Below are 11,366 nucleotides of genomic sequence, written 5' to 3'. Positions count from 1 at the left end.
GCACCCACAAGACCGATGAGGGGCTGTCCCTGGGCACCTGGCTGAACAACCAGAAGGCCCGCCGGGACAAACTGTCGGCCGAGCAGCTCGGGCAGCTGGAGGCCCTTGGGGTGGCCTTGTAGGACCGGCCCCGGACCCGGGCCCGCTCCGGTGTCCGAGGTCGGCGCCACGGTAGCGACTCGTCCGCCCTGACCCGCAGCGCTCATGGCCTCGCCTTGCGGGTTTGCTCTGGAAGTGAGCTGTCAGCGCGGATCAGATGGCGATGCCGTAGCCGGTGCGGTGCGTCAGCAGGCGGTCGAAGAGGTGGGACCTGTCCTCGGCGATCAGACGGGCTTGGCCCAGCAGCGGACTGTGTTCGGGCGGGTAGCGGTCCGCGTCCAGCGGAAAGGCAGTCTGGAGCCGCTGGCGCAGCTCGTCGTCCTGGCAGTGCACGAAGGTCTCGGCTGCTGCCTTCCAGAGGTGGGGCCACAGGTCGCTGATGTGGTCGTTGGGGTGCTGCTGGTCCTGGAGTAGAAGGGTGCGGGCTTGTTCGACGGGCAGAGTGCCGCTGCGCGCGGTGGCGATGATCTCGTCGCGCCGGGTGGTCGGGCGCCACACGCTGACCCAGTAGGCGGCCGAGCAGGCGCCTGCGCGGGTCGGCCAGCTGCCGGTGCGGGCGTGGTCGATGAGGTGGGTCAGGACCGGGCGGCGTCCGAGTGCCGCTATCAGGGGAAAGGCGAGCTGGCTGGTGAGGTTGTCGTCGAGGGCGAGCAGTGGCAGGAGATCATCGGCCATGCGCATGGTCAGGGCCAGGTCGGCGGCCAGGGTCTGGCTCAGGTGCAGCCTGGTGGCCTCCAGGTGTTCATAGCGTGCCTGTGGGGTGGCATCGGCCGGGCATGGGCCCGGGTTCTGGTCGGGCAGCGCACGGTCCAGAAGGTCGTCGAGCTGCTGCTGCAGTGTGGTCCCCAAATGGTCGCCCCTCCCTCGACATTGGTGCGTCCCCGCAACAGGCTAACGGCCTCGGCGGTGTCTCGTTGCGGTGGGTGGTCACCGGGTGCGGTTACGTCCGCGTCCGGCCGCAGGGCCAGCTGTGGCCAGGCGCCGGGGGAACCGTGGTGCGGACAAGAGCAGCGTCCTGCGGATCTCCTCTCGGGAGCCGCAGGACGCTGTCTGATCCTGTGTGAGGTGGTTACGCCACGCCGAGGAGCCACGGCTCGGCGGGCTGGTTCATGTTCGTGCCGCTGCCGGTGGCGAGCCACAGCCTCCCGTCGCCGCCCTTCCACGCGACCTCGTAACCACCGTTGGGCAGCGTCACGAGCGACGGGCTGGAGGAACTGCCGTTGGTGTCGACGCCGAGCAGCCACGGCTCGGCCGGCTGGTTCATGTTCGTGCCACTGCCCGTCGCAACCCACAGCCTCCCGTCGCCGCCCTTCCACGCGACCTCGTAACCACCGTTGGGCAGCGCCGCCAGCGACGGGCTGGTCGTGTCGGCGACACCGAGCAGCCACGGCTCGGCGGGCTGGTTCATGTTCGTGCCGCTGCCGGTGGCGAGCCACAGCCTCCCGTCGCCGCCCTTCCAGGCGACCTCCCAACCGCCGGTCGACAGGGCGGTGATCGACGGGCTGGTGCCGGGGAAGACGCCGAGCAGCCACGGCTCGGCGGGCTTGGCCATGTTCGTGCCGATCCCGGTGCCGATCCACAGCTTCCCGTCGTCGCCGGCCCACGCGGTGACCCAGCTGCCGTCGCTCAGCGTGGCGATGGACGGCTTCGAGCCCTGGGCGACACCGAGGAGCCAGGGCGCGGCTGGCTGGGCCATGTTCGTCCCGCTGCCGGTGCCGATCCACAGCTTCCCGTCACTGCCCTTCCAGGCCGCGGTGTAGCCACCGTCGGACTTCGCCGAAAGGCCCGACGAACTGCTCCGCGGCATCGTGGGCGGAGGGACGATCGGGGAGCCGACGGGGCTGATGTAGCCGATGACCTTCTGGCCCCAGTCCTGGTTGACGGTCGGGTTGACGCCGGGCTTCTGCTGGACACTGTTGCCCTCGTTGCCGCCGATGGTGGTGATGTTCGTCCGGGAACTCGCGCTCTGGACCAGGCTGACGTGCTGGACGTCGTCGAAGCCGAGGTTGTTCGGGTCACTGGGCAGGCTCCGGCCGTTGCCGGCCCAGATCACGGCGTCGCCGGGCTGGGGGGTGTAGCTGCTGTCGCTGACCCAGTGAAAGGTGTTGTGGGCGGTGCCGTACTTGGCGAAGGTGTAGGCGGCGGCGGTGATGACACCGGTGTCGGTGACGCCGGCCTGGTTCCAGGTCCATTTCGCGAAGTCGGCGCACCACTCCTCGCCAGTGCAACTGCCGAGGAAGCCGGTGCCGCCGGCGTTGTTGGTGCTGCACGGCCCCTTCCCGATGTTGGCCGCGGCGATGGTGGCGGCCGCGTTGCCCTGGGTGGTGGCGGCGAAGGCCGGTCCGGAGGCGGTACCTGCGAGCAGGAGGGCGCTGAGCGCGGCGGCGGCGGTGAGGCGGGTGATCCGGGGCATGGCTGTTCCTCAGGTCGGAGTGTGTGGGGTGCACGGCGAACATCGGTGCGTGCGGATGACGGGGGCGGACGGCTGCCTGTCGGAACAGCGGTCGGCGGGGCCGGGCGCGGGTTGTCAGCGGCCGGAGACGCTCGGCGCGGAGGCCGGCGGGAGGTAGCGCAGTGTCAGTGCCGGGGAGTTGCGGTAGCTGCGGGCGACCAGGGCCGCGGCGCGGTCGGTGGCGTCCGGGGCACCGGGGCTCTCGGGCGGGAGGAGGAAGAGGAGCAGGTCGAGACGGCCGGGTTCGGTGCGGGCGCTGGCGTGTTCCAGGCCGTCCTCGGGTGTGGTGTGGGCCCACAGGATGTCGAGGGTTTCGACGGCCTCGGTCGCCGGGGCCCTGGGGGTGCCGGGGCGGCGGTGCAGGCTGGTGTAGACGAGGTCCACCGCCGGGTCAGCCCCACTGGAATTCGTTGGCGTCCAACGGCACGGAGATCGTGGCGGGGGTGGCGCGGGTCGGGTCGGCGAGGGTGGTGGCGGCCGTGGGCAGCAGGGTGACGGCGAGGGCGGCGAGGGCGGCGACCGCGGTGGCGACGGCAACGGGCAGACGGGTCATGGTCGTTGTCCTATACGTGGCGATGGGACGGTGCCTGGGCCGGTTCGGCGCTCCGCGGTGGCGCTCGGTCCGTTCGCCGCTCCGGATGCTCCCCGGTGGCGATGTCTCAAGCTTCGCGGCCCGGTGGTGGCACCGGTAGGGCTTCGGGCTGTCGCCAAGGCGCCAGGCGGGATCCCGACACGAGGCCGGAGCCGGGGCGGTCCGTTCCGGCCCGATTCGTCCCGCGGCAGAGCGGCGCATCAGCCCCATCCCTGGCCTTACGGACAGGACGCTCAATTACCTTGTCCGGTAACGGAGTACCGCATATTGGATCTTGAAGGAGGTGTAAAGGGGCTGTCATCATGGGCCGCGGCTGCCGAAGCGCAACGCGTCTTCACGGGGGACAACACCATGATGCTCGAAACATTGGGGCTGTCCGGCGCCGCCGCAGCCGTCTACCAGGCCATGCTCGACCGGCCCGGCGTCGGGGTCGCCGCGCTCGCCGCCGACTTGGACCTCACCGCCGGCCAGGTGCACGGCTGCCTCGACGAACTCGCCGCCCTGCTGCTGGTGCGCGCTTCCAGCGAACACCCCGGGCAGATGCGCGCGGTCAGCCCCGAAGTCGGCCTCGCGGACATGCTGGCACGCCAGGAGGCCGAACTGGCCGCCCGCCAGGCCAGGCTCGCCGCCTCCCGGGCTGCCGTGACCCGGCTGGTCGCCGACCGCGCCGAGACCCGGGCCACCCACGGCGAACGCCTGCTGGGCATGGACGCCATCCAGGCCCGGCTGGAGGAGTTGGGCCACTGGGCGCAGACCGAGTGCCTCGGCGTCCACCCCGGCACCGGCCACCGCCCCGAGGACCTGGACGCCGCCCGGGCCACCAACGCCGAGGCGCTGGCCCGCGGCATCATGATCAAGAGCCTCTACCAGGACGCCGTCCGCAACGTCCCGTACACCGTCACCCACGCCAACTGGATGCTCGACCACGGTGGCGAGATCCGCACCGCCCCGGTGATCCCGCAGCGCCTGGTCATCGTCGACCGCACCCAGGCCCTCGTCCCGATCGACCCCGTCGACACCCGCAAGGGCGCGCTGCACGTCACCGAGCCGGGTCTGGTGGGAGCCCTGTGCGAACTGTTCGACCAGGCCTGGGAGACCGCCGTCCCGCTCGGCGCGGCCCGTGCCGAAGACCCTGCGACCGGGTTGAGCGACACCGAGCGCAAGCTGCTGCGTCTGCTGGGCTCCGGCCTCACCGACGACACCGCCGGCCAGCGGCTCGGCGTCTCCTCTCGTACCATCAACCGCCTGATGGCCTCGATCATGGAGCGTCTCAGCGCCAGCAGCCGCTTCGAGGCCGGCATCAAGGCCGCCCACAAGGGCTGGCTCTGACAACCACTGCCCGACGCTGATGCGCCTGCCGGACACCCCGGCACACGCCAGTACAGGCCAGCCCGCTCGCCGAAGCCATCTCCAGACGTCTCCTGCCAACGACCGAGGAGGACCAGGAGCAGCGGGGTGCGGTGGCTCGCCGAGCCACCGCCCATGGTGGAGGTCGTGGTCAGCACGGGCCGCCACCAGCAGCGAGCCGCTGGTAGGCGAGCCAAACCGTCCCCGACCTACCAACGATCAGCGAACCTGACCACCGCCCAAACAACCTGACCAGGCCTGCTCAGCACTGCCAATAGTCGGAATAGCGGCCCAGAAACGACCGGCACACGAAACTGATCAGCCCAGCTCACATCACCCCACCCTGATCAGGAAAAACGCCCATGGACAGCAGCTCGCCGAACACGGCGTGGAGTGGGCGTAGCGGGCCGTCTGGCGGGTCGGGGATGGTTTGGTGGGGTTGGCTGGAGGTGGCAGTGGTGTTCGTGGCGGCTCGGTTGTCTCTGGCCCCGGGTCGATGCTGCCGGCTGTCAGAAGGGTGGGGTGGCGAAGTCTCCGTCGGGCCAGAGGGAGTCGCTGGTGTAAGGGCTTCGGTCGTCGTCGCCGGGGCGGGTCAGGCCGGTGGTGTCGTGTCCCCAGGCGCGCAGGGCGTCGAGGGCCTGTTGGCGGCGCCACTGCGTGTCGTTGGTGAGGAGGAGCTGGCGGGCGTGGTGGATGAGGTTGTCTCGGTGTGGGCCAGGGCGGGGTGTTCTGCGAAGGCCAGGGCCGCGGCCAGCGCGGTGTCGCGGACGGCTGGGTCGGCGTTGTCGAGGAACGGTGAGACGGCACGGTAGAGCGCTGGTCGCAGAGCACGCATGGCGACCATGGCCGGGTAGCCGTCCAGGTAGTTCCCGTCGAAGTAGCGGTTGCCGGCTGCGACGCAGGCATCGTCGGAGTCGGTGGCAACCCCGGCGAGCCATGCCAGTAGCAGCACGCACACACCGTTCGCCTCCATGCCGTGCTGTGTCGTGCGGCGGGCGAGGAGCGCCGCGACGAACAAGGCGGTCGCAGGGGTGGCTTCGTAGATGGTGTTCTGGTCGGGCGGGTGTCCTGCACGGTGCCACTGCCCTTGTTCGCCGCGAGGTAGTCCTCGTCAAGGCATGCAGTCATCTGCGTCGCCCGATTCCCGTTGGCAGCATCGGGCGTACCGTAGTCGACCCAGCCCTCACCGCCGCGACGGCAGTCGCCGTCCCGACGCTTGTCTTCGCCCCCCGGATCGCCGGGGCGTGGGCCGGGAATCGGCTTGGGCTCAGTGAGGAGATCGATCAGGGCGTCGGTGCCAGCGACGATGCCGGAGCCGACTGTGGTTACTGTGCCGATGACGACTGGGGCGCCTTCGGCGACCACGACGCCGACGACGGCGTCGCCTGCGGCTCCACTGGGGCGGGGGCGGGGCCTGACGGCCCCGGGGTACGGCGCAGCGAGAACGGCGGCTCCGCGGGGCCAGGGGGAGGCGGTCCGGGGGCCAGTCCGGGGCAGGAAGAGGCAGGGCCGGGGTGTGGGGCCCCTCAAAACGGCCGCCACACCCCTCGGCAGGGGACGCCTACGGCGCCTGGCAGGGGTCCACGGTGGGGCGCAGCCCCTGGCCCGGGCGCCGCCACAACAGCCAGGACGACCAGGGCGACGGCAGCAGCGCGGGCGGGCCGTCCCGCTGTCCCGGAAGGCTGTCGCTCCCGGATCATCCACTGGCGGACAGAACTGCGGGGACGGTCAGCGCGGACCCCTGTCAGCGGCCTCGTAGTGCTACAGCACGGCAACGCATGAGCTCAGATCGGCGGCCAGGAAGACGAGGCGCGAGTCTTCGGTGATATCCACTCGCGCCATGGCGACTGGGGTCTCACCCGCACGCCGAAGGTCCGGCAGCCCCTGTTCAAAGTCCTTGCAGGTGACGATGTTGTCCTCCGCCATGCACCGGGCCCGCCATGCCCAGATGTGGAAAAGCCGGCTGGCCGGCACCGGCGATTCTGCCCACACCCGGAACGAAGCCCCAGCGCGCAGGGCCAGTGCGGCATGGCCGGCGGCATCGGTCTCATGTCGTTCAAGGGCGGCAATCAGGTTTTCGCGATCCACGACGTGCAGTATGGCGCTCGGCAACCCGCGCAACGCAGAACGCGACAACACCTCCGAGACGACGACCAGGACGGCAGCGGGATACCGAACCGACCGGGGCGCAGCACCGGGCCGGGGCGGGGACCCACGGCCCCGAGGCCTGGCGCGGGGTTCCGGGGCCGGGGCACGGCACGGGGTGGGGGCCGCCGGACCGGGCGACCCCTCAGCGGCTGGCTGGGAGGGTGTCGCCTACGGCGTCGCTGGTCTCAGCGCAGCAGTCGCAACAGCAGGGCTGCGCCTCCGTGATTCCTCGTTTCGCGGTCGGTGTTCCCTGTGCTTCGGACGCTGCCGATCTGTTTGTCCCGGGCGTCGTAGACCCAACCGTTGCTCATGACCCTGCCGACCTGCCGGTCCTGGAGGTCGTAGACGGCGCCGCCGCTCCAGACACTGCCGATCATTTTGTCCCGGGCGTCGTAGACCCAGCCGTTGCTCCAGACACTGCCGACTCGCTTGTGTTGATGCTCCCGCAAAACTAACCCCGTAGCGCTCTCGCACTATTGACCCCCTTGATCATTCTTGGAGGGTGCTGAAGGTGGAGGACTGGGCAGAGATACGCCGTCTGCATCGAGCGGAGGGTGTGCCCATCAAGGAGATCGCGCGGCGGCTGGGGGTGGCTCGGAACACCGTCCGGGCCGCGTTGAACTCCGACCGCCCGCCGAAGTTCGAGCGGGCTCCGCGGGGCCAGGTCGCGGATGCCTACGAGCCGCAGATGCGGGCCCTGCTGCAGGAATGGCCGCGGATGCCGGCGCCGGTGATCGCCGAGCGTATTGGCTGGCCGTACTCGCTGCCGCCGCTGCGGAAGCGGCTCGCGCTGATCCGGCCGGAGTACGTTGGGATCGATCCGGTTGACCGGGTGGTCTACGAGCCGGGCCGGATCGCGCAGTGCGATCTGTGGTTCCCGGAGACGAAAGTGCAGGTGGGAGCTGGTCAGCAGGGGATCCTACCGGTCTTGGTGATGACGCTGGGGTTCTCGCGGTTCCTGTCCGCGGTGATGATCCCGTCCCGGCAGGGCGGCGACATCCTGTCGGGCATGTGGTCGCTGATCCACGGCATCGGCCGAGTGCCGAAGACGCTGGTCTGGGACCGGGAGGCCGCGATCGGGGGCACCGGGAAGGTCACCGCCCCAGCCGCCGCGTTCGCCGGCACCCTGGCCACGAGAATCAAGCTCGCCCCGCCCCGGGATCCGGAGTTCAAGGGGATGGTCGAGCGCAACAACCAGTACCTGGAGACGTCGTTCCTGCCCGGCCGCATGTTCGCCTCGCCGCAGGACTTCAACCAGCAGCTGCACGAGTGGCTGGTCAGGGCGAACTCCCGCACCGTCCGGGCGATCCAGGGCCGCCCGGTCGACATGCTGGAGGCCGACTACCAGGCGATGATCCCGCTGCCGCCGGTGACGCCGCCGATCGGGCTGAGCCAGCGGATCCGGCTCGGCCGGGATTACTACGTCCGCGTCGACACGGTCGACTACTCGGTGGACCCGCAGGTCATCGGCCGCTTCGTCGACGTCACCGCCTCCCCGGACACCGTGACCGTGTTCTGCGACGGCAAGATCGTCGCCCGACACGAGCGGTCTTGGGCGAAACAGCAGGTCATCACTGACCCCGTCCACGCGACGACCGCCGCGAAGATGCGCGAGGCCCTCGCGACGGACCGCCACCGCCGTCAGGCAGTCGTCCGCCAGCACACCGACGGCCACACCGTCGCACTGCGGGCCCTGCCCGACTACGACGCGCTCTTCGGCGTCGATTTCAACCCGCCGTCCACGAAAGCGAAGTGATCCGTGACCACAGCCACGAAGTCCAAGCCGGCCGCCGCTTCAGGCTCGCCGAAGGACGGGATGCCGTCCATGCTGTCCTACCTGACCCGGGTGCTGAAGATGCCCACCATCGGCGCCTTCTGGGAGGAGCTGGCCGACCAGGCCCGCGACCAGAACTGGTCCCACGAGGAGTACCTGGCCGCACTGCTGCAGCGGCAGGTCGCCGACCGGGAGAGCAAGGGCACCACGATGCGGATCCGAACCGCCCACTTCCCGCAGGTCAAGACGCTGGAGGACTTCAACCTCGACCACCTGCCCTCCCTTCGCCGCGACGTCCTCGCGCACCTGGCCACGGGCACGTTCGTCGCGAAGGCGGACAACGTGATCCTGCTCGGGCCGCCCGGGATCGGGAAGACGCACCTGGCCATCGGCCTCGGCGTCAAGGCTGCCCACGCCGGCTACTCGGTCCTGTTCGACACGGCCAGCAACTGGATCGCCCGGCTCGCAGCGGCCCACCAGGCAGGTCGGCTGGAGGCGGAGCTGAAGAAGATCCGCCGCTACAAGTTGATCATTATCGACGAGGTCGGCTACATCCCGTTCGACCAGGACGCGGCGAACCTGTTCTTCCAGCTCATCGCGTCGCGCTATGAACAGGGCTCGGTGATGGTGACCTCGAATCTGCCCTTTGGGCGGTGGGGAGAGACCTTCTCGGACGACGTCGTCGCGGCCGCGATGATCGACCGCCTGGTCCACCATGCCGAGGTTCTCACCCTGACCGGCGACTCCTACCGGACCCGTCAGCGACGCGAGCTCCTGGCGCAGGAGAACCGAGCCCACCGCGACTGAGCCTGTCAGCCGCCCTGGTCGGCCGAGCGAAAGATGTGCTCTCGCCCTTCACGGTCTTCGAACTCGACGCTGAAGGTCAAGCCCATCCCGTTCAAGGCCCCCAGCAGGTCAGTGATGCGATCGGGATCCACGAACCCGCTGAACACGACGGGTTCGAGCGGAGTCAGCTCAAGGTCCGCGGACTCGTTCTCGACCTGGAACTCGGTCCAGCTCGATCGCCGGACCCGCCAGCCGGCGCGGAAGAACAGCTCAGCCGCGTTTTGGGCGCTGGCTGTCCCGGTCAAAGATCCCCAGACGTTGCTGCCGACATCAAGCTGAGCCACGGCAGCGGCGTCAAGACGCGGGCCGTCCGTCCCTCCAGAGGTGAAGTCCACGCCGGACAGTATCGGGCAGGTGACCGTCATCTCGTGCACAGGCCGGCGGACAGGCCCGAACCGACCCCAGGGGGTCAATTCTGCGGGACTGGTGCGGGGTCAAATCTGCGAGAGCGTTGACAGGGCGTGCTGCTCGGTTCCGCGCCGTGCGAGGGCTGCGGTGCGGGTGCGCTCCAGCCAGGTCATGACCTGGCTTAGCGTGGCGGGGTCGAGGTGTCGGGTGAGGTCGCGGACGGCCTGGTGGTCGCGGTCGCTCAGGAGGTAGAGGCCGGCGCGGTCCAGGGCGGTGTAGAGGGGCGACCTCTTGCCGGCACCACATCCATGAGCGGAGCAGGAAGTCACCTCCGCCCCATACTCCAACCGTCCGAGAGCCCCGGCAGCGCCTCGATCCGGCCGTTGACCATGTCGGTGGGCTCACTCTCGGAGGTGCTTCGACCAGTCACCCCAAGGGCGATAGGCACGGCCGTCACCGACCTGCTTCATCCCGCCGGGAACAACGTCCCCGTGGTACGGATACTGTTCCGTCACCGCTGCCAGCAGGAACTCCAGGAAGCCGCCCTCGAACAGGTCCCACTCCCGCATCGAGTGGAACTTGGCAGCAACCGGCCACCGGTCCGGGTCCGGGCCCCGCATCAGCCAGAAGAAATGGTCGGAGTTGTAGTTGTTGCCCCAGTTCAACAGGCCGCCCTCGGCCGGGAACAGCGGATACGGGCACTCGTCGAAGTCCCCGTCCCGGTAGGCCTCGGCCAGCCAGGCACAGTACCCGTAGGGCTCCGTCGTGTAGTACTGGAATCCCTCGAAGCCGAGCGGCTGCCCGGTCTCGGGACCGGGCGCTGCCGACGGTGTGTAGATGTGCAGCTCGTCGCTGATGCTGACCATCCCGTACCGGTCCGCGAACGCCCGGAAGTCCGCGGGCAGCTGGAAACCGAGCGCCCCGGGCCCGAGCTCCCACGGCACCGGGACCACCCCCTCCGGCGGCGGCCCGATCACCGCACCAAGCCGGCCCAGCATCTCCTCGATGTCCACGTCCACTCCTATCAGCCACCCGCCCCCGCCGGAGGCTATCCGTTCCCGGTGACGTCCAGACGGCGGAGACCGCCCTCGCGATGTCAAAAAGCAGCCTCGGGAGGCCACCCCGTCGAGGCGGAGGGATACCTGAAGGTCACGGTGGGTACGGGCGGACTGACGCGGCATCATCTCGTCAGACGTCGTCACCCGCCGCACCCTGGAACCCACCACCGACACCACCGGCAGCCCGGCAGGGCGCAGCGCCGCCGGGGGCCGGGCGGATGACCAGCACGGTGAACCGCGCGTCCGGAGCACGGGCGCCGCGCCGTCAGAGCCGGCTGGGGCGCACGACGGGACGGGCGGGACGGGGCGGGCTCGGTGCCGCAGTGCGGGTGCGCTCCAGCCGGTTCATGACCTGGCGCGGCGTGGCGGGGTCGAGGTGGCGGGTGAGGTCGCGGAGGGCCTGGTGGTCGGCGCCGTTCTGGGTGTGCGGGCCGGCACAGTCCGGGGCAGTGCAGAGGGGTTGTGCGGCGGGGTCGGCGAGTCGGCGGGCGGTGTCGGTGGGGCCGGTGCGCCCGGTAGGCGGCCTCGTCTCCGGCGTCGGCGTACGGGTCGGCGGCGCGCTCGTCGTGCCGGGTGTGGTCGAGGGCCTGCTCGATGGTCTCCGGGGCCGGCCCGGCCGCCCGTCGCGGACCCGGCTGTGGACGTCCTCGGAGCCGGCCTGGCTCCCGGCTCCGAGGTACTCGCTGCCCCACCGCGAGCAGA

14 protein-coding genes are annotated in these 11,366 nt (G+C 70.2%); 5 read left to right on the top strand and 9 right to left on the bottom strand.

Annotation, left to right across the window (positions count from 1 at the left end; genetic code table 11):
- A partial coding sequence (locus tag ACFV0O_RS27295; protein WP_380346192.1) for a helicase associated domain-containing protein occupies positions 1-122 on the top strand: 122 nt, incomplete at its 5' end.
- A gap of 130 nt (positions 123-252) precedes the next feature.
- Here ACFV0O_RS27295 and ACFV0O_RS27290 read toward each other — a convergent pair.
- The 4 genes from ACFV0O_RS27290 to ACFV0O_RS27275 all read right to left on the bottom strand — a co-directional run bounded on the left by ACFV0O_RS27290 (position 253) and on the right by ACFV0O_RS27275 (position 3,104).
- Positions 253-948 (bottom strand): hypothetical protein, encoded by a 696-nt coding sequence (locus tag ACFV0O_RS27290; protein WP_380346184.1) that lies wholly within the window; start codon positions 946-948, stop codon positions 253-255.
- A gap of 220 nt (positions 949-1,168) precedes the next feature.
- Positions 1,169-2,512, bottom strand: a complete 1,344-nt coding sequence (locus tag ACFV0O_RS27285; protein WP_380346182.1) for a CHAP domain-containing protein — start codon at positions 2,510-2,512, stop codon at positions 1,169-1,171.
- 114 nt (positions 2,513-2,626) lie between these two features.
- Positions 2,627-2,935, bottom strand: a complete 309-nt coding sequence (locus tag ACFV0O_RS27280; protein ID WP_380346180.1) for a hypothetical protein — start codon at positions 2,933-2,935, stop codon at positions 2,627-2,629.
- Between the two features lie 7 nt (positions 2,936-2,942).
- The gene (locus ACFV0O_RS27275) at positions 2,943-3,104 is read right to left on the bottom strand and encodes a hypothetical protein (RefSeq protein WP_380346178.1); all 162 of its coding nucleotides are present in this window, start codon (positions 3,102-3,104) and stop codon (positions 2,943-2,945) included.
- Between the two features lie 390 nt (positions 3,105-3,494).
- On the opposite strand from ACFV0O_RS27275, the gene ACFV0O_RS27270 reads away from it, so the two are divergent.
- Positions 3,495-4,472 carry a LuxR C-terminal-related transcriptional regulator gene (locus tag ACFV0O_RS27270; protein WP_380346176.1) on the top strand — a complete coding sequence of 326 codons (978 nt, stop codon included), beginning with the start codon at positions 3,495-3,497 and terminating at the stop codon, positions 4,470-4,472.
- 610 nt (positions 4,473-5,082) lie between these two features.
- Here the strand turns inward: ACFV0O_RS27270 and ACFV0O_RS27265 are convergent.
- From ACFV0O_RS27265 to ACFV0O_RS27255, 3 genes are all read right to left on the bottom strand, one after another.
- Positions 5,083-5,442, bottom strand: coding sequence for a hypothetical protein (locus ACFV0O_RS27265; protein WP_380346175.1), 360 nt, complete (start codon positions 5,440-5,442; stop codon positions 5,083-5,085).
- A gap of 809 nt (positions 5,443-6,251) precedes the next feature.
- Positions 6,252-6,578, bottom strand: coding sequence for a hypothetical protein (locus ACFV0O_RS27260; RefSeq protein WP_380346173.1), 327 nt, complete (start codon positions 6,576-6,578; stop codon positions 6,252-6,254).
- A gap of 245 nt (positions 6,579-6,823) precedes the next feature.
- The gene (locus ACFV0O_RS27255) at positions 6,824-7,087 is read right to left on the bottom strand and encodes a 5-fold beta-flower protein (RefSeq protein WP_380346171.1); all 264 of its coding nucleotides are present in this window, start codon (positions 7,085-7,087) and stop codon (positions 6,824-6,826) included.
- A gap of 53 nt (positions 7,088-7,140) precedes the next feature.
- Between ACFV0O_RS27255 and istA the strand changes: the two genes are divergently transcribed.
- The gene (istA, locus tag ACFV0O_RS27250) at positions 7,141-8,394 is read left to right on the top strand and encodes an IS21 family transposase (RefSeq protein ID WP_380346169.1); all 1,254 of its coding nucleotides are present in this window, start codon (positions 7,141-7,143) and stop codon (positions 8,392-8,394) included.
- 3 nt (positions 8,395-8,397) lie between these two features.
- A complete protein-coding gene (istB, locus tag ACFV0O_RS27245; RefSeq protein ID WP_380346167.1) occupies positions 8,398-9,219 on the top strand; it encodes an IS21-like element helper ATPase IstB in 822 nt (273 codons plus the stop codon).
- A 5-nt stretch (positions 9,220-9,224) separates the two neighbouring features.
- Here istB and ACFV0O_RS27240 read toward each other — a convergent pair whose 3' ends face one another.
- Positions 9,225-9,593, bottom strand: a complete 369-nt coding sequence (locus ACFV0O_RS27240; protein ID WP_380346165.1) for a hypothetical protein — start codon at positions 9,591-9,593, stop codon at positions 9,225-9,227.
- A gap of 414 nt (positions 9,594-10,007) precedes the next feature.
- Entirely contained in the window at positions 10,008-10,619 is a 612-nt protein-coding gene (locus ACFV0O_RS27235) for a hypothetical protein (protein WP_380346163.1), read from the bottom strand.
- A 551-nt stretch (positions 10,620-11,170) separates the two neighbouring features.
- On the opposite strand from ACFV0O_RS27235, the gene ACFV0O_RS27230 reads away from it, so the two are divergent.
- On the top strand, positions 11,171-11,366 hold a 196-nt coding region (locus ACFV0O_RS27230), incomplete at its 3' end, for a hypothetical protein (protein ID WP_380346161.1).

The organism is Kitasatospora sp. NPDC059577 (assembly GCF_042735475.1).
GTDB lineage: Bacteria > Actinomycetota > Actinomycetes > Streptomycetales > Streptomycetaceae > Kitasatospora.
The sequence above is the reverse complement of the archived record's forward strand: the minus strand, read 5'-3'. Positions and strand labels throughout refer to the sequence as shown.